Below are 21,893 nucleotides of genomic sequence, written 5' to 3'. Positions count from 1 at the left end.
CAGCATGTACACTTCGGCCGGCACAATCGATAAACAGCAGCAGATCGTGGAGTTTACCCCTCTTGTAAAACGGCTCGCCTATCACATGATGGCGAGATTGCCTGGCAGTGTGGAAGCAGACGACCTGATACAGGTCGGAATGATCGGCCTGATGGAAGCGTTGAACCGGTATGAGGAGATACCCGGCGCACAATTCGAGACCTATGCGCAGCAGCGCATTCGGGGTGCCATGCTCGACGAACTGCGCCAGCTGGATTGGCTTCCAAGAGGGGCCCGAAGGGCCATGCGCCAGATCGAGGGCGCTATCCATGTGCTGCAGCAGCGCTTGGGCCGCTCTCCTTCGGAGCGGCAGATCGCAGAAGAACTCGGTGTGTCGATCGAAAGTTACCAGCAGATGCTGTTTGAAGCAAGAGGGACTCAGCTCATCCATTATGAGGATTTTTCGGATAATGAGGACGACGATTTTCTGGAACGCAACTGTGCCGGCAATACTGCCGATCCGCTGGCAGCACTACTCGACGGCGATCTGCGCCAGGTTTTGATCAACGCGATAGAGGCTCTGCCTGAACGCGAAAAAACGCTGATGGGGCTGTACTACGAGCAGGAACTGAATTTCAAGGAAATCGGCGCCGTTTTGGGTGTCTCCGAATCAAGAATATGTCAAATTCATAGTCAGGCGGTTGCCCGGCTACGCGTGCGACTCAAGGAATGCGCATGGACTTCAATAGCATAATCGGTATCGGTATTGCACTGGTTGCTGTTTTTGGCGGGCAAGTGCTCGAAGGGGGACACCACGCATCGCTCATTCAGGTTACTTCGCTCGTAGTCGTGCTGGGTGGGACGCTGGGAGCTGTTCTGCTGCAAAGTCCGGTCCGCCAGTTTGTACTTGCCATGAAAATGAGCCGCTGGATATTTGTTCCGCCAGTGCTCAACCCCGAGGCGGTAGTGCAGCATATCGCAACCTGGAGCGCTGCTGCGCGCAAGGAGGGTTTGCTGGCACTCGATAATCATGTTGAAGGCATCGACGATCCTTTCGTGAGAAAAGGACTGCAGATGGTGGTGGACGGAACCGAGCCCAAGGTGTTGCAGCGCGTGCTGGAAGTGGAGATCGAGACTTTCGAGGATCTCCATCATCAGGGGGGCAAGGTGTGGGAAGCAGCTGGAGGTTATGCGCCAACTATCGGCATCCTTGGAGCGGTGATGGGATTAATCCAGGTAATGGAGAACCTGTCCAATCCTGCTGACCTTGGCGCGGGTATCGCAGTCGCATTCGTCGCGACCATTTATGGCGTCGGCCTGGCAAATCTTGCATTTTTGCCTATTGCAAACAAGCTGAAGACCCTCATTGCCCGCCAGGTATTGCTGCGCGATATGCTGGTCGATGGGCTGGTCGGAATTGCAAAAGGCGAGAATCCAAGGCTTATTGCGGAACGGTTGAAGGGATATGTCGTATAACGAGCACCTTTTTGCTCGAATCATGCAGTTCGGCAAAAGAGGGGCACCCATTCCATTCAGGAGAAATGATGAAAAACAGTGACAAAACAGCTATCACAAACGAAGCCAACGATACAGATACAGTCATGGCTGGAGAGGCCAGTCAAAGGCCTATGAAAGATGGAAAGTACATAGAGAGACGCCAGGGAGAAAGACGTTCAGGCGTAGAGCGGCGCGATCCCAATAGCCGGGGAGCAGGCGAAAGAAGAGCTCCCGATCGGCGCAAAGGCGGGCGCAGGGCGAGCGATAAAGAGGTATGAAGAAAAAGACCAGTTATGGATAGAGGAATAAAACGGAAACCCGACTTTTCGGGTAGCCAGACCGGCAATTGACATGGCGCGCAAACGCAAACTGGAAGAGCGTGAAAATCACGATCGGTGGCTCGTATCCTACGCCGACTTTATCACCCTGTTGCTTGCGCTGTTTGCCGTAATGTATGCGGTTTCGCAGTTAAATGAGGGTAAATACCGGCAGGTGGCAGGTTCACTTGTGACTGCATTCGGTGCACAACAGGACCGCAGCAGTACGGCACTCATTAAGCTTGAGCCCGCGCCCTCGTCACCTGTGCGGGAACCTTCGGAAGAGGATCGGGCAATAAAAAAGGCGCGTCGTCTGGCCGAGGCGCAGCGCCGGCAGCAGGAAGCAATGGAAGTTATCGCAAGGGATGTCGTGGCGGCCTTCCAACCATTCAACTCGCTCATCGAGAACGGGCAGGTGAGGGTGATTCCGAGCAGTCGGGGGCTGGCTGTGGAAATAAATGCCAAGGTATTATTTGCGCCTGGGCAGGCAGTTGTGGAACAAAACTCCGCCCGAATTCTTGAAGCGGTGGCGCAGGTGCTGAAAGATAACGACTATCCCATCCAGGTGGAAGGCCATACGGACAGTATTCCGATTGTCACCGATAAATTTCCCTCCAACTGGGAATTATCAGCAGTGCGGGCCAGCAGCGTGGTTCGATTGCTCATCGGCAGCGGAATAGAAGCGGCACGACTGACTGCCGTGGGCTATGGCGAGAACCGGCCTGTAGATTCGAACGATACCGAAGATGGCCGCACGCGTAATCGACGCGTTACCGTCATGATCCTCTCCAATCCAGAACACAATCCATTGTCCGATAGCCTTGAGGACGCGTCCCAGGAAACCGAGTCCGCGAGGGCAGCGGATTCTGAGAGAACCGCTTGCCTTTTTCGGCGAGAGAAACCAGTGTAGTGAAGCGCTAATCAGGCTACAAACCCTGTGAATACTGGGTTTCATATGTTTCGGTCAGTGTGCAACACTACATGGCATAAGTTTTTCCTGCGGGGGATTCAGCAGCCTTCCCCTTCAAGGCGCCCGTATTTCAAGACCTCGGCGTCCAAGATCTTCTCCGATCTTATTAATTCGGCGAGCAAACAGTACAAACGTCATACCGGCGGAAAGCTGGTATGACGTGATGCTCAAAGCACGCCATTGTTGGAGGTAGGCTGGATTCCGGGGCAGGCCCGGAATGACGGGATTCATAGTATTTTCTGGCCGGATCAATAGTAAAGAAATTGCCCATTATCCAGGTAGTCAGTTTTTAACTAGAATAGCCAAACTGAAGTCGTCCAGGTAACAGTTATGATAAAGGGGTCGCGTCCTGTTTTACTTCCTTAGATCTCGCCAAGCCGGCGTCCGCCGGAAAAGATCTGCGGCTGACCGTTAGCACCATAAAGGCCATTATCATGGAGACCACGGGCAGCAGCCTGTAATGCAGAAAGTCTTTGCCGGTTATAACGGAGGCGCTGGTTCACGAGAATACCGTTGATTTCGTTTATCTGGTGGGCGGTCTCAGTCAACTGGAGCAACTCCTGCCAAGCCATGGCCGCGGTGGGATGATCTGCCAGCCTGCATTCCATATCGCCCTGATCTTCGAGGGAATCAGGCACTGCAAGCCACTGCTCGCGGGCTTGGGCAAGCTCGGCAAGCTGCTGGGCATGACTTGCTTTTTCCGCTGCGAGTGACAAGAGCACAGACACGTCCGCCTGTTGCAAGGCATGCTGCTCCCTGCGCAGCACGTCGATGAACACTCGTACGGCATCGCGCTCGTTAGCAATGCCGGCAATGGGATCGAAAACAGCGTTATTCAATTTATCCCTACCTGCTCCGAATCAGCTCACGGACAGTATCAAGTAATCCGTCAGCCACTTTGTCCGCGTTGACTGTAAAACGGCCTTCACTGATGGCCTGCTTGATTTCTGCTACCCGCTCAGCATCAAAAACCTCGCCCTTCGACAAATTTTTCTCGATATTTTGCAGTTGCCCACTCAGTTGAATATTGGTGCTTATGCCATTCGCGCTACTTGTGCCACTTATGCCACTTGCACCCGAGGTGGCAGCATTTGCTGCAGCGCGCTGTCCCGATTTACCGGGAGACGGCTGCCCCTCGTTAACCGGCTTGACAGACTCTGTTTTGATTGAGTTCTCTATTTTCAATTGCTTGTCTCCTCAGTTTGACTGTAGGCAGTTTAACGGAGAACCCGGAGAAAACTTGAGATTTATCAGGTCCAGTTACTAATTCTTACACGCAAAACGGCAATCCAGGGAACCGCCGAGCAGGGGTCATCTTTTTGTTTCCTGCGTGCGCAACACTCCGCGGTGCTGGATTCATACGCGATTTTCTGCAATCAATAAGTTACTTCAACGATGGCGCCTGCCCGGGCAATGCCGCTTACAACCGTGCCCGAAGCACTTCGAACTTTTACCGGCTGGCCCTCTGTTGCATGGGTAAGCGCTTTGCCTTCCGCACTCACACTGAACCCCCGTCCACTGGAGACAAGCTTCACAGTCTGATTCTGTATTACGGCTGGCTGAGCGCGAAGCATATCCTGGCGTAGCGGACTTCCGAAAGGGAGACTGCCTCCCAAGGTTCTGCCAATTGCCTGATTCCAGTCGGTCACGATACCTGGTGGAAGCTGGGTGAGATCACCTTTCCGGCTGGTCAGGTCCGAAGCCGCAATTACCTGTCCCTGTCTCAGGGGCCTGGTGGTTACCAGATAATCAGCCACGACTTTTACGGTGGCGCGGACGTAAATGGTCCAGGAGCTGGGCGCCATACACTGCACCATGACGGTTGTATTTCCCCAGGGACGGGTGCCCGGCGGCAAGGAGGGTTCAAGCGCCGTGCAAGCCGGCAGTGCCACCCGCGCATCGAGCGACCCCGGCGTGATTTCCACTTCGCCGGGAAGACCGATCGACTGCATCTGCAGGAAGCTCAAAACCGTCTGTTGAACAGCATGTGGATCCTGCCTTGCAATTGCCGGGGCAGAGGCTGCTGCGGAGACAGATGAGGGGAGAATCAAGGGTAGGAGAATGAGCAGGCTCGGGCTACAGGACAATATCCTGGATAGTAGTCGAAGATGGATGGCAGGCATATGGGCTCTCAAAAAATGCTTCCGGTGTGCGACTACAGGATTCTAGTGTGCACGAGTTACGGGTAGCGGTGGAAATGAGAGGTGTTTTTTCCGCTATTCAGGGCATTATCCGGAACAGGTATCCATACGATATCACTGTGCGATTGCCTGCTTCCTTACGGGATTGTTGCTGCAATGGACTGGCAGGCAATTGGAGGGGTGGAAAATCCAGAGACTGCAACGGCTGCGGAATCTGATTTCAAAGTCGAGATAAGGGGATTTAGGGGATTTATCCCCTTTTGATCCGGCTTTTGGACAACTTACATCCCTAATAAGATGCTTTCGTTTATCCATTACCAGCACGAATTGAAATTGATAGAGGGGGAGATTCCCGTGATCGATAAGCTTGACCATGCATTTCGATTTTATCAGGACGCGGCCAATCTGCGGGCACACAGGCAGCAATTGATTGCTTCAAACATTGCGAATGCGGATACGCCCCAGTACAAGGCGCGCGACATCAATTTCAAGGAAGCGATGGAAGGTGCGCTGACCGGAAGGCGCGGCGTCATCCTTGTCACCAGTGCACCGAATCATATTGCTTCTTCAGCAGGGGCGGGAGTGGCGGCGGGGCAGCAATTGCTGTACAGGACCGCCGTACAAGGCAGCGTGGACGGGAACACGGTCGATATGGATGTGGAGCGCAACCAGTTTGCCGATAACGCCATTCACTATGAGGCCAATCTCACATTCATCAGCGACCAGATCAGGCAGATGCGGACTGCCATCCAGGGTTAGGGAGAAAGCGGAATATGTCTCTTTTCAATATCTTTACCGTGGCCGGGTCGGCCATGACAGCCCAGAATCAGCGCCTCAATGTGGTTGCAAGCAACCTGGCAAACGCGGACAGCGCGGCGAGCTCCAATGGACAGCCGTACAAGGCAAAGCAAGTCGTGTTCATGAGTACTTCGCCTACAGGGGATAACGGTATCTCAAACGGTACCCACGGCGTAAGGGTCTCTGGGGTAATCGAGGATCAGTCTCCCATGAAGATGGTATACGAACCCTCGCATCCGATGGCGAATCCGGAGGGATTTGTCACCATGCCGAATGTAAATGTGGTGGAAGAAATGGTCGACATGATTTCCGCTTCGCGTTCGTACCAGAACAATGTGGACATGATGAATACCGCGAAGACATTACTGCTGAAAACCCTGACGATCGGACAATAGGAAACCTCCATGAGCACTATTCAGAATACACAGTCGGCAAGTAATCCATTTGCCGCTTATGGAACCAGAAGCACTGCCAAACCGGCAGAACAAGACCTGCAGGACCGGTTTCTCAAGCTGCTGGTTACCCAAATGAAAAACCAGGATCCGCTCAATCCTCTCGACAACGCGCAAGTCACCACACAGCTTGCCCAAATCAGCACCGTGAACGGTGTCGAGAGACTTAATGCAACCATTCAAGCCATTGCCGACAACTTTACCGCGGGGCAATCGCTGCAAGCCGCCGGCATGATCGGAAGAGAAGTGCTTGTGCCCGGTTCCACCTTGCAGTTGGCCGGCGGGGCGGCGCGGTTCGGCATCGAGCTGACGCAACCCGCGGATGAGGTGAAAGTAAGAATACATGACGCGGCCGGCCGCGAGATTCAAGTCATGAATCTCGGCCCCCGGGCGGCGGGTTCCCTCGAGTTGGTATGGGATGGCAAGACGAGTGATGGCAGCCAGGCGGCAGACGGGAACTACAGCATAAGCGTTGCCGCACTGCGCGGCGATCAGAAAGTGGAAGTACAGGCATTGGCTGCGGCAACCGTTCAAGGCGTGTCCCAGGGAAATCAAGGCGTGCAGCTGGATGTCGGTACGTTGGGAATGGTCGGATTGGCCGATATCCGGCAGATTTTTTAGGTTGTTCAAGGGCAGGGAAGAGTCAGGAAGTCAGCCAAAAGCCGCTTCAGCTACAGGACATTTGGCATTTATCACGGTATTCCGTACTAACGAGCAGGCAGGGGAGGCGAAAACATGAGTTTTCAGCAGGGTTTGAGTGGTTTGAATGCGGCATCGAAAAACCTCGATGTCATCGGCAATAATGTGGCCAATACGAATACCGTGGGCTTCAAGCAGTCACAGACACAGTTTGCGGATATGTTCGCCAATTCGCTGTCGGGCGGGGGCGGCACCCAGGCTGGCATAGGGGTCAAGGTGGCTGGAATTGCTCAGCAGTTCAGCCAGGGAAGTATTACCGTATCCAACAATCCGTTCGATATCGCGATCGGCGGTGCGGGTTTCTACCGTTTAAGCGACCAGGGCGCGATCAGTTATTCGCGCAACGGTCAATTTCATCCGGACAAGGATGGTTATATCGTCAACAGCAGTGGCCTCCGTCTTACCGGCTATATGGCCAACTCAGCCGGGCAGATCAATTCCGGCACGCCCACCGATTTAAGGCTTTCCACTGCGAACCTGCCACCTGCCACCACGACGCATGTAAATGCATTGGTCAATCTCGATTCGCGCGGGACGCCGTTGAGTGCGGCTGCCTTCGATCTGACAGATCCGGCGACTTATCAAAGCTCAACCTCGCTTTCGGTCTATGACAGCCTGGGTAATTCGACTCCATTATCGACATATTTCGTCAAGACAGCAGCCAACAGCTGGGATGTGTTCGCTGCCAACGATGGCACTCTCCTCAATGGTGGTTCGTCGATTGGCACATTGAATTTCTTGTCCAACGGTAATCTCGACCCCTTGAGCTCCAGCAGCTTCAGTGTGACGGCTCCCGTCACTACCGGGGCCAATCCCCTCGCTTTCGATATCGATTTCGCAAGCACGACCCAATTTGGTTCCAGTTTCGGGGTCAATGCGTTATCGCAGGACGGGTACGCACCCGGCCAGCTCACTGGTTTCTCTATCAGCGAGGATGGGGTCGTACGCGGCAGTTATTCCAACGGTAAATTTCTCTCCATGGGGCAGATCGCACTGGCCAATTTTGCCAACCCTCAGGGTTTGCAAGCAGCTGGCGATAATGCCTGGAAAGAAACTTCCGCTTCAGGCGCGGCGCTGGTAGCCGCACCGAATACCGGCGGCCTGGGTGTGCTGCAGGCGGGCGCAGTTGAGGATTCGAACGTGGAGCTTACCTCCGAGCTCGTCAATATGATTACCGCGCAACGCGTTTATCAGGCCAATGCCCAGACCATCAAGACTCAGGATCAGATACTTCAGACAGTAGTGAATCTGAAGTAATCCGATTAGCAGGCAATCATTGGAGTAAATATGGATCGCATGATTTATGTTGCCATGACGGGGGCCAAGCACACGTTGGGACAGCACGCCGGGGTATCTCACAATCTGGCGAACGCGAACACACCCGGATACCGCGCTGAAATAAATGCCTTGCGCGCTGTGCCGGTGTTCAGCGATACCCTCGCTACAAGGGCATTTGTGGTGGATTCAAGTGTGGGGGCGGATTTCCGTCCGGGCACTGTGCAGAACACCGGACGTGAGCTAGACGTGGCAATACAGGGAGCCGGGTGGATCGCGGTTCAACTGGCGGACGGTAGCGAGGCTTACACCCGCAACGGCGATCTTCATGTCAGTGCCAATGGAATATTGCAGACCCGCGACGGGTTGAACGTGCTGGGCGATACCGGGCTGATTTCCATCCAGCCCAATGCGAAAGTTACCATAGGCACCGACGGCACGGTTTCCACGGTGCCGGCCGGGGCAGGGACGAGCGAGCCCAATCTGGCTGTCGCCGTGGGCCGGATCAAGCTTGTTGATCCGCCTGAGACACAACTCGTTCGCGGCCCCGACGGGCTCTTCCGGCTCAGCGGGGGTGGCGAGGCAGAGGCGGATGGAAACGTTACCTTGAGCAGCGGTGCGCTGGAGGGGAGCAACGTCAATGTCGTGGAGGCGATGGTGGACATGATTTCCCTTTCCCGCCAGTTCGAGACGCATATGAAGCTGTTGCAGAATGCGGAAGGCAATGCCCAACGGGCAAGCCAGCTCCTGTCGATCAGTGGGTGAGGCAGGGAAGAATCCTGCACACTTCCGTATTGATATATCGCCTTGATTAGTGATTGTAACCAGATAATAGAAAATAATTTTTTCATGGAGTTGACGTGATTCGATCACTTTGGATTTCCAAGACCGGGCTTGATGCGCAGCAGACGCAGATGGATGTCATCGCCAATAACCTGGCGAATGTCAGCACGAACGGCTTCAAGCGCTCGCGCGCCGTTTTTGAAGACCTGCTGTACCAGACGCTCCGCCAGCCGGGCGCACAATCCTCACAGCAAACCCAGCTGCCTTCCGGCCTGCAGCTCGGAACCGGCGTCAGGCCTGTTGCCACCGAGCGTATATTTACCCAGGGAAACCTGCAACAGACCGGAAATTCCAAGGACGTCGCTATCCAGGGGCAGGGATTTTTCCAGGTGTTGCGACCCGACGGATCGACAGCCTATACCCGGGACGGTTCGTTCCAGACCGATTTCGAAGGACAACTGGTAACGTCCAGCGGCTATTACGTTCAACCCGCGATCACCATCCCCCCGAACGCCCAGAGCATCACCGTGGGCCGTGATGGAGTCGTTTCCGTAACCACCCCGGATTCCACCGCGGCCGTTCAGGTGGGCAATCTGCAGCTTGCCACATTTGTCAATCCTGTCGGCTTGCAGAGCGTGGGCGAAAATCTTTATGTGGAAACAGCATCGAGTGGCACTCCGAACGTTACCAATCCCGGCACGGATGGGGCCGGGCTACTCAACCAGGGATATGTGGAAACCTCCAATGTCAACGTGGTGGAAGAGCTGGTCAATATGATTCAGACGCAACGGGCATACGAGATCAATAGCAAGTCGGTGCAAACATCGGACCAGATGCTGCAACGCCTGACCCAGCTATAGATCGGCAGTAACCGGGTCGAACATTCAAATGTCCACGGCTGAAGCGTCGATGGCAATCAAGAATCATGGCGGCACAAAATGGTTTTGAGTTTCTCAGCGAAGCGACCCGGACGAGTCCTCGGTTTCATGACAGGGGTGCTGCTCGCGCTCTCCGGTTGCGTCAGTCTCCCGCCGCCTGCACCAATCGTTCACCAACCTATGTCTGCGCGCGCGGCGCCGCCCCCGGCACCTCCCGGCAACGGATCGGTTTATCAGGACGTTGATCAATACCACTCCTTGTTCATCGACCGGCGGGCGCGCCAGATCGGCGATACGCTGGTGATTCTCCTCACCGAGCGAACCAATGCGAGCAAGCGCTCCAACAGCAGCGCCAACAAGAATGGCGATTTGAGTTTCGGCATTCCGCCAATCGTGTTTGGCGTGCCTATCACAAAAAAAATCGATCTCGGGGCGTCCTCGTCCAATGATTTCGCAGGTAAGGGCGAGGCGGCTTCCGCCAATAATTTTAGCGGGACGATTACCGTTACCGTGATCGATTTGCTGCCCAATGGTTATCTGGTGGTAAGTGGAGAAAAACAGCTGGCAATGACCCAGGGCTCGGAGTACATCCGTTTTTCCGGCGTTGTGCGCCCGCAAACCGTGATCAACAACACCGTATCATCGATCCAGGTGGCGGATGCGCGTATCGAGTATAAGGCGAACGGCTATATCGATGAGGCGCAAACCATGGGTTGGCTTTCACGCTTCTTTCTGACCGTTGCGCCGTTCTGAAGTGCGCACATGAGGTGAATCCATGAGATACCCGGTTTCAACAGGAATCGCTGGCCCGGCCTGGTTCGGCTTCTTCTGCGCATGGGTGGGTTTGTGGGCCTTTTCCGTGCCTGTTCAGGCAGAGCGTATCAAGGATCTTGCATCGATCCAGGGCATACGCACTAACCAGCTCGTCGGCTACGGGCTGGTAGTGGGACTGGATGGGACAGGTGATCAGACCGTTCAGACACCGTTTACCATTCAAAGTCTTAATAACATGCTGATGCAACTGGGCGTCAATGTGCCGCCCGGGACGAACATGCGGTTGAGGAATGTGGCGGCCGTAATGGTCACAGCTGCGCTTCCGCCGCTTGCCCAACCGGGCCAGACGATCGACGTCACGGTCTCCAGCATGGGTAACGCCAGGAGCTTGCGCGGGGGTACTCTGCTGATGACTCCGCTCAAGGGAATCGACGGTCAGCTCTACGGGGTGGCTCAGGGTAACCTGCTGGTCGTTGGAATAGGCGCCGCCGCCAGCGGAAGTAAAGTCCAGGTCAATCATCTGAATGCCGGTCGTATTCCCGGTGGAGCGACAGTCGAACGCGCGGTACCGGTAGCACTGGGACAGGATGGCATGATCCGCCTTGAACTGAATACCATCGATTTCTCCACGGCGAAACGGATAGTGGATGCGGTCAACACACGCTTCGGCATGGGTACGGCTGCTGCACTGGATGGCCGGGCGATCCAGGTACGGACACCTGCGGAAAGCGATCACAGGGTGGCATTTCTGGCGGAGATGGAAAGCCTTGCCATCAATCCCGCACAAATGCCGGCCCGAGTGATCGTGAATAGCCGCACTGGTTCAGTGGTCATGAATCAGGCGGCAACAGTGGATCAATGCGCGATTGCTCACGGAAACCTGACGGTCGTCATCAGTACGGAACCCGTGATCAGCCAGCCTGGACCATTTTCGTCGGGGCGGACTGTGCAGGCGCAGCGCTCGACCATAGAAATCAAGCAGGAGTCGGGTATGTTGACGATGGTTGAAGGCGCCTCGCTGGCCGAAGTAGTAAAGGCATTGAACGCGATCGGTGCGACGCCGCAGGATCTGCTGGCAATTTTGCAGGCGATGAAATCAGCCGGTGCGCTGCGGGCTGAGCTGGAAATCATCTGATGGCTGCTCCGGTCGACCTATCCACGCGCTTCGCCCTTGACGTCCAGGCGGTAAACGGGCTACGCGTGGAATCAAAAAAAACCGGTGAGGCTGGTCTTGAAGCCGCAGCCAGGCAGTTCGAAGCCCTCTTTCTGAACATGCTGCTGAAAAGCATGCGCGATGCCACTCCTAAAGACGATCTGATGGAGAGCGAACAGAGTCGGTTGTATCTCTCGATGCTGGATCAACAGTTTTCCCAGACCATGGCTGCGCGCGGCATCGGCCTGGCCGAGATCATGGTGCGTCAGTTGCGCCATGCTGCGCCCCCCGATCCGACGGAAAAAGCGCGGGCTCCGCAAAACCACGAGGGCCATACTTTGAATCAATCAACGCCACGCTCTCCAGCGGAGGCAGGGAAGCATCCAGGTTTGCGGGGTTATGCGCCGACAGTAGAGATGCAGGAACGACTGCACCAACCAGGGTGGTCTGGAGCGGGACAGTCGGATTCATCCAGGCTGGAACAGGAGGGCTCACAGGCGAGCGAAGTACCTGCGCATGTGTCCGAGTTCAAGGCAAGGGTAGGTGCATATGCCCAGGAAGTGAGCCAGGCAACGGGCATCCCGGTCCAGTTCATGCTCGGGCAGGCAGCGCTGGAAAGCGGATGGGGAAAACGCGAGCTGCGCGCTATGGATGGAACCCCCAGCCACAACCTGTTTGGCATAAAAGCGGGTGCTGGCTGGAAGGGGTCCGTGGTGGAAGCGGTCACGACAGAATATATCAATGGCATTGCACATAAGAAGGTGGAGAAATTTCGCGCTTATCCATCCTACGCCGAAGCTTTCCGCGACTACGCCAACCTTTTGAGCACCAATCCGCGCTACACGGAAGTACTCAGGCAAGCGGTGCAGAGGCTCGATGCCGAAGGATTTGCCCATGCCCTGCAGCGGGCCGGCTATGCTACGGATCCGGCCTATGGAGACAAGTTAGGCCGGATTATCAAAATGACCTTTGGTCCTGAGTCATAAGTGGCGAGTATTCCCGATAAATCCCCCGGAGGATTTTCACTGTCCCCCTAAATATTTTCAACCCGATGCCGTCAATATATGCACCGACATTCAGATCAGGCTACTGGCAGACAGGGTATAACCATGGCAAGGTATAACCATGAGTAATGGTATTTTCGGCATTGGACTCAGCGCGCTCCATGCGGCCCAGCGGGGGTTGCTCGTTACGGGACATAACATCAGCAATACCGCAACTCCGGGTTACACCCGTCAGCAGGTTATCCAGTCGACGACCGACGCCAGGGCTACGGGCAGTGGATTTATTGGTCAGGGTGTGCAGACCGATACAGTAAAGCGGGCTTATAACCAGTTTCTCTCTAGGCAGGTTGCGCAGGCTGGAACTGAATCCAGCCAACTGGAAACATATTTTTCCCAGATGAAGCAGGTCGACAGGCTGCTGGCCGATTCCATCGGCGGTTCAGGACTGTCGCCCGCCTTGCAGGATTTCTTCGGCAGCCTCCAGGAAATCGCGACAAATCCCGCTGAAGCGGCATCGCGCCAATCCATGCTGTCGAACGCAGAGGTGCTGGTACGGCAGTTTCACTCAATGAACAGCCAGCTGGATGAAATCCAGGAGGGGGTAAACAGGCAAATCGAGAACAGCACTTCGCTTATCAATACCCTGGGGGCGCGAATCGCAAAATTGAATGAAACCATCAGTATGGCGGAGAGTTCTGCCAGCGGCCAGCCGGCGAACGACTTGCGGGATCAGCGCGACGAGTTGGTGACGCAGCTCAACGACGAGATCCGCGCCACAGTGGTGGTGCAGAGTGATGGTGGGTATAGTGTTTTCCTGGGGACGGGCCAGCCCCTGGTAATGGGTTCGCAAGCGTTTCAGCTTGCTGCCAGACCCTCCGCAATGGATGCGGATCGCCTCGAGATTGCCCATGTTCTTGGCGGCAGCAGTATTCCGCTCAAGGAGGCAAACCTGGATGGAGGCAAGCTCGGCGGATTGCTGCAATTTCGCAACGAGATCATTGATACGGTACGGAACGGGCTGGGCCGGGTGGCAATCGGTCTGGCGGGAACCTTTAACGAACAGCACCGGCTGGGACAAGATGCGCAGGGTAACCTGGGGGGTGATTTTTTTACCACACCGGGTCCTGTGGTAGTGGCGTCGGCAGAAAATACCGGCAGCGCAGCCATTGACGCCGAAATCGTCAGTTATCGTGATCTGGACGTCAGCGATTATCGCCTGAGTTTTGATGGCGCCAACTATACCCTGAAACCCATCAGGAATGGAGTAGAAGGGAATGCTCAGACTTTTGCTGCCTTCCCCCAGACAGTGGATGGTGTGCGCTTGAACCTTGCTTCCGGAACAATTGCGACGGGAGATGAATTCCTTATTCGGCCAACGGCCAAGGGCGCCGGCCAGATCGCGGTTGCGGTTCAGGATACTGGCAAGATCGCCGCGGCGGCACCGATCCGGACAAGCGCACCGGCTACAAATACCGGTACGGGGCGCATCAGCGCAGGCACGGTAAATGCACCGCCTCCCACCGATCCCAATCTGCAACAGGCGGTCACGCTTACTTTTACCAGCGCCACCACTTTTGATGTAAGCGGTATCGGCACAGGAAATCCAACCAATGTTCCCTTTACTCCGGGTGGCCCGATTACGTTCAATGGCTGGACTGTTCAGATTACCGGAATGCCCAAGGGAGGCGATACGTTCAGTGTCGGCCCGAACACGGATGGAGTGGCTGATAATCGCAATGCCTTGCTGCTGGGAGCATTGCAGTCAAGCAATACATTGGCCGCCGGCGGAGCCAGCTACCAGGGTGCATACGGGCAACTGGTCAGCCAGATGGGTAACAAGACGCGCGAACTGGAGGTCACGGCCGACGCGCAGGCTGCCCTGCTTACCCAAACCAGGGCTTTGCAGCAGTCGGAAGCAGGTGTCAATCTCGACGAGGAAGCGGCTAACCTGCTGCGCTACCAGCAGGCGTACCAGGCGGCGAGCAAGGTGATACAAACAGCTAATCAGATGTTCGATTCGCTGCTCGAGATAATGAGGTAAAAGCGCGCTGCAAAGTAGCACCCGCGCGAAGGCGGGCCCTGACAACGCTTGAAGCGGTGTGATCAGGGCAAGCACCGCCCATGGCAAGAACATGATCAGCATGGGATAGAAATAGAGATAGAAATAGAAAAGGGAATCAAAATGCGCGTCAGCAGTAATACCAGTTACGAGGCGGGACTTGCCGCCATCCACCACCAGCAGTCGGCACAGATGAAGACCTTTGAGCAGATAAGTACCGGCCGCAGCGTGCTCACGCCGTCTGCAAATCCGGCGGCGTATGTTCGGGCCCTCGATGTTGCCGAGGCAGACTCTGCCAACAGTCAATACGCGTTGAACCGGCAAAATGGCATGAGCAGCCTCAGCATGCTGGAAAGTACTCTTGGCGGCATTACAGCCCTGCTGCAAAGGGCGCAGGAGCTTACCGTGGCTGCCGGAAACGGTACCCTGAATGACAGCGGACGCGAAACCATTGCCACTGAATTGCGCACGAGTCTGGGTGAACTTCTGGGTTTGTCCAACCGAAAGGATGTAAACGGGCAATATCTCTTTTCCGGTTATCAGGGTTCAACCATGCCGTTTGAGGATACCGGGAGCGGGGTGCAATATGTCGGCGACGAAGGTTTGCGCATGATACAAGCCAGCTCATCTCGGCAGCTTGCAGTAAATGAGTCAGGACGAGAAGTGTTCGAACGCATTCCCGCAGCGGGAGGCGGCTACCACAGCATGTTCAAGACGCTATCGGATCTGGCTGATTTACTCGAAACACCGGTAACCGGCCCGGCGGGCAAGGCAGCCCTCGCCACCGGTCTGGATACTGCGCAAGCAAACCTGTCCAATGCGCTCGACAATGTGCTCAAGACGCAGGCATCGGTAGGAACGCGCATGAAGGAAATCGACGCCTTGAATGAGCGCGGCGAAGATTTGAATATCCAGTACAAACAGCAGTTGTCGGAATTACGGGATGTGGACTACGTGGAAGCCATCAGTGACCTGACTCAGCAGCGGACCTACCTGGAAGCTACACAGAAGGCATTTCTGAAAGTGCAAAGCCTTTCCCTGTTCGATTATATACGCTGATGGCAGCAAGATATTTCACGCACGGATTCTTCGCCCGGAAAAAAATTTCCTGCATGATGGTTACCATGCTCCGAGTCATTCCCGGCGAGCTATCCGGATGCGGTTCTGACTACGGGTGGCTGTAACCGCTACCTGAGTTTTCAGTCGAATAGAGACTGACAGATGATTCTAGATACGGCTCCATATATTTCTTCGGTCGCGCAGGTAAAGGAATTTTTCCTGGCCCGTCAACCTATTCTGGATCGCAACCAGAATCTGATCGCTTACGAGTTATTATTCCGCCGCACAGGAGTCAGGGCGCCCGTTAGCGCCGAGGATACACGCGGCGCTGCTTCGATCATCGCACACACATCCGAACTGGGCATTGAGAACGTGACCGGGAGCGCGCTGGGTTTCTTCAACGTGAATTCCACGTTGTTGATGGGAGATCTGGTTAATTTTCTACCACCCGAAAAAGTTGTGTTCGAGTTTCCTCAAACGGACAAGATCACTCCCGAACTCGTCCGGCGTGTTGCCGAACTGGCAGATGCAGGATATCGCTTCGCGCTGGATGACGTCATCACCCTGTCCGAATATATAAAACCGTTACTGCCGTTTGTTGAAATCATCAAGATCGATACGTCCGTCATGACGTGTGCCGATCTGGCCATGCTCGTTCGCCAGTTCAAGCAGGCGCACAAGGTGCTTCTCGCTGACAAAGTAGAGACGATCGAGCAATTCCAGAATTGCCTTGAACTCGGATTTGACTATTACCAGGGCTACTACTTTGCAAAACCAGCTCTTCTGTCAGGCAAGAAGCTTGCAACTTCGCAGCTGGCGATCATGGAACTGATGACTCTGGTAGCCAGGGACGCCGACACTATAGAAATCGAGCAACGCATCAAGAAGGAAGTATCGCTCTGCCTGTCGTTATTACGACTGGTCAATACACCGGGCATGGGTGTTACGAAAAGCATACATTCGTTAAGCGAGGCTTTGATGGTCCTCGGCCGCCGCCAGTTGCAGCGATGGTTGCAAATTCAGATCTATGTCGGGCCGGCTCCTCAGATCCAGTTCGGGTCGCCGCTTCTCCTGTTGGCAGCGACACGCGGCAAACTTCTTGAACTCGTCGCCCGAAAACTTCAGCCCGCAAATAGAAGCATGGCTGATATTGCTTTTACCGTGGGCATTTTATCCCTGCTGGATGCTTTGTTCGGACAACACATGGAAAGAATTCTCCGTCAGATCGTTCTGAGCGAGGAGATCACCGAAGCCTTGCTGTACCGGACAGGGTTCTATGGGGACTTGCTAAAGCTTGCCGAATATCTCGAAAAACCTGGCGAAGCCGGCCGACTGCTCATGCCCCTGCTTGCCAGATTGGGACTGCCGATTGAAGAGCTTTATCCATTCCAGCTGGAAGCATTTGAATGGAGCAACAGTTTGTTGCCTACCTAATGGAGGTCCTATTTCCCCTCGCCTGGCAAGTTCATCCGCATGCTGGATGCGCACGTATATGAGGGTCAAGAGTTGCCGGGGGGAGGCAACCTGAAAAGGGATTCCACTTTGCCTCCCTGGAAGGCCGGGAAACGGGAACGCTGGAGCGGTTATAATACAGGAATGGATACTGTTCATGGCAGTGAGCCAACCCGTGCCGAGATCGATTCGCTGCAGGGTCCAACTCTTGTCGAGTTCGGTGCAGCATGGTGCGGATACTGCCGGGCTGCGCGGCCGCTGATTGCCTCAGCCTTGTCCGGAGCTTCACCGGTGCGCCATATCCGGATAGAGGATGGAAAAGGTCGACGGTTAGGACGCTCGTTTGGAGTAAAGCTCTGGCCGACCCTGATTTTTTTGAAGGATGGAAAAGAAATGGCTCGCCTGGTCCGGCCTGAGAATTCAGATCTTATTCAGCGTGCTCTTGAAAATATCTGCAAGGATGCATGAATCTTCAAGGGTGAGTGATCGCGCCGTATCCTCTATGTCCGGCCGGAATCTGTCGCATTATAACTTGCGCAGTCAATAACGTATCAGCACTCCATGAAGCAAAAAAAGGAAAAATCAGACTCCATCCACATGGGGAAGGCGTATCCATTGGATGTCGTCGCCAATTCTCCTGGTATGGTTTTTCAATACATACAGAAGGAAGACGGTACTTCCTCCCTGCCTTTTATCAGCGACCAGTGCGCCAGCGTGCTTGGGATTTCCGCTGCGGAACTCAAAGCCAATCCCTCGTTGTTCCTGGATCTGGTGCTCCCGGAAGACCGGGAGAGCCTGCGGTATTCGAAGGCGCAATCCGCAGCTAATCTGACAACGTGGAATTGGGAAGGGCGCCTGTGGATCGAATCCTATGGGGATATAAAGTGGATCAGCCTGCGAGCGAGTCCAAGGCGGAAGAAGGGCGCGGGCGTGGTTTGGGAAGGCATTATCATCAATATCACCGAGGGCAGGCGTCGGGAGACAGAGCTCAAGGAATCCCATGAACGGCTCAAGGAAGTATCAGCGCACGTCATGGCGGCGAGGGAGCACGAGCGTATACGCATTGCCAGAGAAATACACGATGATCTGGGGGGAAACCTCACTGCCATCAAGATCGATCTCGACTGGCTGGTGAGGCGGATCGATGCAGGTGCCAGCAGCGCCGAGAATACCGCACTACTTGCGAAAGTCCGTACTGTTTCCGATCTGGTGGATCGCACCATCCATTCAATACAGCGTATTTCCCGTGACCTGCGGCCGGGTATCATGGATTTCGGCATTTTTGCGGCAATAGAATGGGAGGCAGGTGAGTTTGCGAAACGTTATGGCATACCTTGCGAGGTATCGTGCAACGAATCGGATATTGAACTCGAACCTGATACGGCTGTGGCTGTATTTCGAATTTTTCAGGAAGCACTGACCAATATTGCCAAGCATGCCCATGCTTCGCATGTCTGGGTCTGGCTTGACGTGAGACAAGGACATCTGGAGCTCAAGGTGCTGGATAACGGGTGCGGCATCGCCCCAAGCGATCTCAGAAAGCTTGATTCGTTCGGCATTCGGGGCATGGTCGAGCGCGCGAGCCTGCTCGAGGGAAAACTGACGGTCAGCGCAGGGCAGGGGCATGAGCGGACTCAGACCCGGCAAGGTCAGTCAGGGCTTCAGCGGGAACAGACAGGAGCGGAGCCGGCAAGTGAAGGCACCCTGGTGCATCTCTCGATTCCGCTTGCTGCGGAAGCGCGGGCAACGGTCCTTGCGGCGACTCCTTCACGGAAATCGACCCGCTCATGAAGGTGTTGATTGTCGACGATCACGCCATTGTGCGTCAGGGCTTGAGGCAGATTCTGACTGAAAGCGGAAAAATTGATGTCATCGCGGAAGCGGAATCAGGTGGAGCAGCGATGCAGCAACTGCGTGAAGGTGAATGGAGCGTGGTGGTGCTGGATATTTCCCTGCCCGACAGGAACGGCATCGAAGTGTTGAAGCAGATCAGGAAAGAGTGCCCCAAATTACCCGTGCTCATGCTGAGCATGCACGAGGAGGGACTTTATGCGATCCGGGCCGTGAAGGCGGGAGCCTCCGGTTATATAACCAAGCAGAGCGCTCCCAATGAGCTGATGGCCGCCATCAACCAGGTCGCCAGGGGGCGCAAGTACCTGACGCCCACAATGGCGGAAGCCATGGCTGAAAGCCTTGGCCTTGATCACGATCGTCCGCCGCACGAAATGTTGTCTGATCGTGAGTACCAGACCCTGCGCCTGATCGCTTCGGGCAAGAGTCTCACCGATGTGGCCGAGGAAATGCATCTGTCGGTCAAGACTGTGAGTGTCTACCGCGGCCGGCTCCTGCAAAAGATGAAGCTCAAGAACAATGCGGAAGTGACCCACTACGCAATCAAGAACGGCCTCGCCTGAGCCCCCCTCACCTCCTCAGCTCCCTGAAACCGCCGGATTATCCTCCACACCTGTTCACTGCTTTTTCATCCGCTGCTTCTTCATCGGGCGCAACAGGGCATCTCTTGCGTTGCAGCAGGAATGAGATTTCTGCCTGTTCGCTTTCGCTTGCTGGACCATACCTGCTACCTTTTTAAGTGCGTCGAAGCCTGCGCTCCGCGTACCGATCCGGTTTTTTCTCCGCGGCCTGCGTCAAAATATCGTCTCTGCTCCAAATTCCGGGTTTGCGGCAGTGGATAGGGCAGTGTCAGATATACGACGCTGTTCACCCCGTTAATCTGCGCATTGCGCAGCCCCGCCTCCTCTTATCATTAACGTCACCTGCCTCCCCACTGTCGGGATATCTTTCCTCCAGTCGGATAGCTGTGCTGGATGAACTCGGGAAGAGTGGGGGGATAGCTGCGCCAAAAAAACGTGACGATGCCATTAAATGTTTCTCCTGGACCACCGTTAATAAGCATAACAGCAGTTGATTAGCTTCGGTAATTGAGGCGAACCAAAAGTTGACGGCTGTAGGTGTAATTTCATGAAAAATTAGTCAAGGAGATTTACATGGCTGCAATCATCAATACCAACGTCATTTCCATGAATGCGCAGCGCAACCTCAACGGTTCGCAGAACGCACTCGCCACCACACTGCAGCGCCTGTCCTCCGGCCTGCGCATCAACGGCGCGAAGGACGATGCTGCCGGGCTGGCGATTTCGGAGCGCATGACTTCCCAGATCAGGGGTTTCAACCAGGCAATCCGCAACGCCAACGATGCCATCTCGATATCACAGACGGCGGAAGGTGCCTTGGGCGAAATCGGCAACAACCTGCAGCGCATCCGCGAACTGGCGGTGCAATCGCGCAATGCCAGCAACAGCGCAAGCGACCGTACCGCGCTCAACAATGAAGTTCAGCAACTCAAGGCGGAAATCGACCGCGTTGCTTCGACCACGACGTTCAACGGCATCAAACTGCTCGACGGAACATTTGCCGGCCAACCCTTCCAGGTCGGTGCCAACGTGGGCGAGACCATCAATATCACCAGCATCGTCAATGCACAAAGCTCGTCCCTGGGGACCACCACCACCTACACAAGCACACTGACCGGAGCTGCTATCGGGGGTCAGACGGCCATTACTGCGGGTGATCTGACTATCAATGGTATCAGCGTAGGAGCCATTGCGGCGGGATCTGACGCTACTACTCAGGGTAACAATATCGCGGCTGCTATCAATGCGGTATCGAGCGCAACCGGCGTTTCTGCTGTCAACGCGGCTGGCACGCTGACCCTCACCGGCATATCCGGCGCCGGCATCACCGTAGGCATGAGTGGAACAGCCACCCTAACGAATACGGGCTTGAACACCACTCCAGTTGCGGCAACAGCCACCACGGTTACTGGCTTTGCTTCCCTGGCGATAGATACGACCGCCAATGCCGATACCGCTATCGCCTCGATGGACTCCGCACTGAGCTCGCTCAACGCGGCGCGCGCCGACCTCGGCGCCTACCAGAACCGGTTCTCCTCGGCGGTTTCGAACCTTCAAACCGCCTCCGAGAACCTGTCTGCTTCGCGCAGCCGCATCATGGATGCTGACTTCGCAGCGGAAACGGCGTCGCTTTCGCGCAACCAGGTGCTGCAGCAGGCGGGAACGGCCATGCTGGCTCAGGCAAATGCAATGCCGCAAAGCGTATTGACGCTGCTGAGAGGCTAATCGCCGGTACACGGCCTCGTCTGAATGGCCGGGCGCGTGATGAATGGGAATCGGAAGCAGGCTTTCGATTCCCATTCGAACCCTCTGGAGTCAATAATGAAAATCGAATAATCCGGAGCCGCCATTCAACCAGGGATCGGTTCCAGAACAACCGAAGGTAAATTCCTGCACGCCGATGTTCACCTGTCGGCCGGGGAAGGAAATCCACCAACGCCGCAGACCGTGCAGGTGAAACAGGAAATTGAGAAGGAAAAGGAAGCAACACTATTCGCTGGCTCAAGTCTGGAATTCAGCGTTGATACCGACACCAACAGGATAGTGGTAAAAGTCGTAGACAACGAAACTCGGGAACTCGTGAGGCAGATTCCCATGGAAGAAATGCTGGCCTTGGCAAAAGCCATGAATCAGCTGCAGGGTTTGTTGCTGCGCACCAAAGCCTGATGGCA

24 protein-coding genes are annotated in these 21,893 nt (G+C 55.2%); 21 read left to right on the top strand and 3 right to left on the bottom strand.

What is annotated here, in order from left to right:
- The first annotated feature begins 4 nt into the window (after positions 1–4).
- The 4 genes from C8R21_RS09385 (at position 5) to motD (ending at position 2,703) form a co-directional block, all read left to right on the top strand.
- On the top strand, positions 5–733 hold the full coding sequence (locus tag C8R21_RS09385) for an RNA polymerase sigma factor FliA (protein ID WP_107762451.1): 729 nt from the start codon (positions 5–7) through the stop codon (positions 731–733).
- Positions 715–1,455 (top strand): flagellar motor protein, encoded by a 741-nt coding sequence (locus tag C8R21_RS09380; RefSeq protein WP_107762450.1) that lies wholly within the window; start codon positions 715–717, stop codon positions 1,453–1,455. The genes C8R21_RS09385 and C8R21_RS09380 overlap by 19 nt, the downstream gene beginning before the upstream one ends.
- Before the next feature lie 65 nt (positions 1,456–1,520).
- A complete protein-coding gene (locus tag C8R21_RS09375; protein ID WP_146162466.1) occupies positions 1,521–1,754 on the top strand; it encodes a hypothetical protein in 234 nt (77 codons plus the stop codon).
- 73 nt (positions 1,755–1,827) lie between these two features.
- Positions 1,828–2,703, top strand: coding sequence for a flagellar motor protein MotD (gene motD / locus C8R21_RS09370; protein ID WP_107762448.1), 876 nt, complete (start codon positions 1,828–1,830; stop codon positions 2,701–2,703).
- Positions 2,704–3,125: 422 nt separating this feature from the next.
- Here motD and C8R21_RS09365 read toward each other — a convergent pair whose 3' ends face one another.
- The 3 genes from C8R21_RS09365 to flgA all read right to left on the bottom strand — a co-directional run bounded on the left by C8R21_RS09365 (position 3,126) and on the right by flgA (position 4,886).
- Entirely contained in the window at positions 3,126–3,602 is a 477-nt protein-coding gene (locus C8R21_RS09365) for a flagella synthesis protein FlgN (RefSeq protein WP_107762447.1), read from the bottom strand.
- A gap of 7 nt (positions 3,603–3,609) precedes the next feature.
- A complete protein-coding gene (flgM, locus tag C8R21_RS09360) occupies positions 3,610–3,948 on the bottom strand; it encodes a flagellar biosynthesis anti-sigma factor FlgM (protein WP_107762446.1) in 339 nt (112 codons plus the stop codon).
- A gap of 191 nt (positions 3,949–4,139) precedes the next feature.
- Entirely contained in the window at positions 4,140–4,886 is a 747-nt protein-coding gene (gene flgA, locus C8R21_RS09355; protein WP_107762445.1) for a flagellar basal body P-ring formation chaperone FlgA, read from the bottom strand.
- A gap of 372 nt (positions 4,887–5,258) precedes the next feature.
- Here flgA and flgB point away from each other — a divergent pair, with 372 nt between their 5' ends.
- From flgB to C8R21_RS09265, 17 genes are all read left to right on the top strand, one after another.
- Positions 5,259–5,663 (top strand): flagellar basal body rod protein FlgB, encoded by a 405-nt coding sequence (gene flgB, locus C8R21_RS09345; protein ID WP_107762466.1) that lies wholly within the window; start codon positions 5,259–5,261, stop codon positions 5,661–5,663.
- A gap of 14 nt (positions 5,664–5,677) precedes the next feature.
- Positions 5,678–6,097: a flagellar basal body rod protein FlgC gene (gene flgC / locus C8R21_RS09340; protein WP_074707279.1), complete on the top strand. Its 420-nt coding sequence runs from the start codon at positions 5,678–5,680 to the stop codon at positions 6,095–6,097.
- 9 nt (positions 6,098–6,106) lie between these two features.
- Positions 6,107–6,775 carry a flagellar hook assembly protein FlgD gene (gene flgD, locus C8R21_RS09335; protein ID WP_107762443.1) on the top strand — a complete coding sequence of 223 codons (669 nt, stop codon included), beginning with the start codon at positions 6,107–6,109 and terminating at the stop codon, positions 6,773–6,775.
- A gap of 114 nt (positions 6,776–6,889) precedes the next feature.
- Entirely contained in the window at positions 6,890–8,110 is a 1,221-nt protein-coding gene (gene flgE / locus C8R21_RS09330) for a flagellar hook protein FlgE (protein WP_107762442.1), read from the top strand.
- 30 nt (positions 8,111–8,140) lie between these two features.
- The gene (locus C8R21_RS09325; protein ID WP_107762441.1) at positions 8,141–8,893 is read left to right on the top strand and encodes a flagellar basal body rod protein FlgF; all 753 of its coding nucleotides are present in this window, start codon (positions 8,141–8,143) and stop codon (positions 8,891–8,893) included.
- 95 nt (positions 8,894–8,988) lie between these two features.
- Positions 8,989–9,771, top strand: a complete 783-nt coding sequence (gene flgG / locus C8R21_RS09320; RefSeq protein WP_074975707.1) for a flagellar basal-body rod protein FlgG — start codon at positions 8,989–8,991, stop codon at positions 9,769–9,771.
- A gap of 78 nt (positions 9,772–9,849) precedes the next feature.
- A complete protein-coding gene (locus C8R21_RS09315) occupies positions 9,850–10,542 on the top strand; it encodes a flagellar basal body L-ring protein FlgH (protein WP_107762440.1) in 693 nt (230 codons plus the stop codon).
- Positions 10,543–10,564: 22 nt separating this feature from the next.
- Entirely contained in the window at positions 10,565–11,698 is a 1,134-nt protein-coding gene (locus tag C8R21_RS09310) for a flagellar basal body P-ring protein FlgI (protein WP_258192333.1), read from the top strand.
- Positions 11,698–12,702 (top strand): flagellar assembly peptidoglycan hydrolase FlgJ, encoded by a 1,005-nt coding sequence (gene flgJ, locus C8R21_RS09305; protein WP_107762439.1) that lies wholly within the window; start codon positions 11,698–11,700, stop codon positions 12,700–12,702. Before C8R21_RS09310 ends, flgJ begins: the two co-directional genes overlap by 1 nt.
- A 139-nt stretch (positions 12,703–12,841) precedes the next feature.
- Positions 12,842–14,761, top strand: coding sequence for a flagellar hook-associated protein FlgK (gene flgK / locus C8R21_RS09300; RefSeq protein ID WP_107762438.1), 1,920 nt, complete (start codon positions 12,842–12,844; stop codon positions 14,759–14,761).
- A gap of 141 nt (positions 14,762–14,902) precedes the next feature.
- Entirely contained in the window at positions 14,903–15,838 is a 936-nt protein-coding gene (flgL, locus tag C8R21_RS09295; protein WP_107762464.1) for a flagellar hook-associated protein FlgL, read from the top strand.
- Positions 15,839–16,000: 162 nt separating this feature from the next.
- Entirely contained in the window at positions 16,001–17,272 is a 1,272-nt protein-coding gene (locus C8R21_RS09290; protein ID WP_107762437.1) for an EAL and HDOD domain-containing protein, read from the top strand.
- Between the two features lie 39 nt (positions 17,273–17,311).
- Positions 17,312–17,758 carry a thioredoxin family protein gene (locus C8R21_RS09285; protein ID WP_308811385.1) on the top strand — a complete coding sequence of 149 codons (447 nt, stop codon included), beginning with the start codon at positions 17,312–17,314 and terminating at the stop codon, positions 17,756–17,758.
- Between the two features lie 93 nt (positions 17,759–17,851).
- Positions 17,852–19,081 carry a sensor histidine kinase gene (locus tag C8R21_RS09280; protein WP_107762436.1) on the top strand — a complete coding sequence of 410 codons (1,230 nt, stop codon included), beginning with the start codon at positions 17,852–17,854 and terminating at the stop codon, positions 19,079–19,081.
- The gene (locus tag C8R21_RS09275; protein WP_107762435.1) at positions 19,078–19,704 is read left to right on the top strand and encodes a response regulator; all 627 of its coding nucleotides are present in this window, start codon (positions 19,078–19,080) and stop codon (positions 19,702–19,704) included. The genes C8R21_RS09280 and C8R21_RS09275 overlap by 4 nt, the downstream gene beginning before the upstream one ends.
- Before the next feature lie 591 nt (positions 19,705–20,295).
- The gene (locus tag C8R21_RS09270; protein WP_107762434.1) at positions 20,296–21,447 is read left to right on the top strand and encodes a flagellin N-terminal helical domain-containing protein; all 1,152 of its coding nucleotides are present in this window, start codon (positions 20,296–20,298) and stop codon (positions 21,445–21,447) included.
- A gap of 222 nt (positions 21,448–21,669) precedes the next feature.
- Positions 21,670–21,888 carry a flagellar protein FlaG gene (locus C8R21_RS09265; RefSeq protein WP_219906636.1) on the top strand — a complete coding sequence of 73 codons (219 nt, stop codon included), beginning with the start codon at positions 21,670–21,672 and terminating at the stop codon, positions 21,886–21,888.
- The last annotated feature ends 5 nt before the right edge of the window (positions 21,889–21,893 follow it).

This window comes from Nitrosospira multiformis, assembly GCF_003050865.1.
Taxonomy (GTDB): domain Bacteria; phylum Pseudomonadota; class Gammaproteobacteria; order Burkholderiales; family Nitrosomonadaceae; genus Nitrosospira; species Nitrosospira multiformis_E.
The sequence above is the reverse complement of the archived record's forward strand: the minus strand, read 5'-3'. Positions and strand labels throughout refer to the sequence as shown.

What these genes read in the sequence shown, in the direction of transcription:
- C8R21_RS09385 (WP_107762451.1), top strand. Translation starts at nt 5, where the DNA reads ATGTACACTTCGGCCGGCACAATCGATAAACAGCAGCAGATCGTGGAG.
- C8R21_RS09380 (WP_107762450.1), top strand. Translation starts at nt 715, where the DNA reads ATGGACTTCAATAGCATAATCGGTATCGGTATTGCACTGGTTGCTGTT.
- C8R21_RS09375 (WP_146162466.1), top strand. Translation starts at nt 1,521, where the DNA reads ATGATGAAAAACAGTGACAAAACAGCTATCACAAACGAAGCCAACGAT.
- motD (WP_107762448.1), top strand. Translation starts at nt 1,828, where the DNA reads ATGGCGCGCAAACGCAAACTGGAAGAGCGTGAAAATCACGATCGGTGG.
- flgA (WP_107762445.1), bottom strand. Translation starts at nt 4,886, where the DNA reads ATGCCTGCCATCCATCTTCGACTACTATCCAGGATATTGTCCTGTAGC.
- flgC (WP_074707279.1), top strand. Translation starts at nt 5,678, where the DNA reads ATGTCTCTTTTCAATATCTTTACCGTGGCCGGGTCGGCCATGACAGCC.
- flgD (WP_107762443.1), top strand. Translation starts at nt 6,107, where the DNA reads ATGAGCACTATTCAGAATACACAGTCGGCAAGTAATCCATTTGCCGCT.
- flgE (WP_107762442.1), top strand. Translation starts at nt 6,890, where the DNA reads ATGAGTTTTCAGCAGGGTTTGAGTGGTTTGAATGCGGCATCGAAAAAC.
- C8R21_RS09325 (WP_107762441.1), top strand. Translation starts at nt 8,141, where the DNA reads ATGGATCGCATGATTTATGTTGCCATGACGGGGGCCAAGCACACGTTG.
- C8R21_RS09315 (WP_107762440.1), top strand. Translation starts at nt 9,850, where the DNA reads ATGGTTTTGAGTTTCTCAGCGAAGCGACCCGGACGAGTCCTCGGTTTC.
- C8R21_RS09310 (WP_258192333.1), top strand. Translation starts at nt 10,565, where the DNA reads ATGAGATACCCGGTTTCAACAGGAATCGCTGGCCCGGCCTGGTTCGGC.
- flgJ (WP_107762439.1), top strand. Translation starts at nt 11,698, where the DNA reads ATGGCTGCTCCGGTCGACCTATCCACGCGCTTCGCCCTTGACGTCCAG.
- flgK (WP_107762438.1), top strand. Translation starts at nt 12,842, where the DNA reads ATGAGTAATGGTATTTTCGGCATTGGACTCAGCGCGCTCCATGCGGCC.
- flgL (WP_107762464.1), top strand. Translation starts at nt 14,903, where the DNA reads ATGCGCGTCAGCAGTAATACCAGTTACGAGGCGGGACTTGCCGCCATC.
- C8R21_RS09290 (WP_107762437.1), top strand. Translation starts at nt 16,001, where the DNA reads ATGATTCTAGATACGGCTCCATATATTTCTTCGGTCGCGCAGGTAAAG.
- C8R21_RS09285 (WP_308811385.1), top strand. Translation starts at nt 17,312, where the DNA reads ATGCTGGATGCGCACGTATATGAGGGTCAAGAGTTGCCGGGGGGAGGC.
- C8R21_RS09280 (WP_107762436.1), top strand. Translation starts at nt 17,852, where the DNA reads ATGAAGCAAAAAAAGGAAAAATCAGACTCCATCCACATGGGGAAGGCG.
- C8R21_RS09275 (WP_107762435.1), top strand. Translation starts at nt 19,078, where the DNA reads ATGAAGGTGTTGATTGTCGACGATCACGCCATTGTGCGTCAGGGCTTG.
- C8R21_RS09270 (WP_107762434.1), top strand. Translation starts at nt 20,296, where the DNA reads ATGGCTGCAATCATCAATACCAACGTCATTTCCATGAATGCGCAGCGC.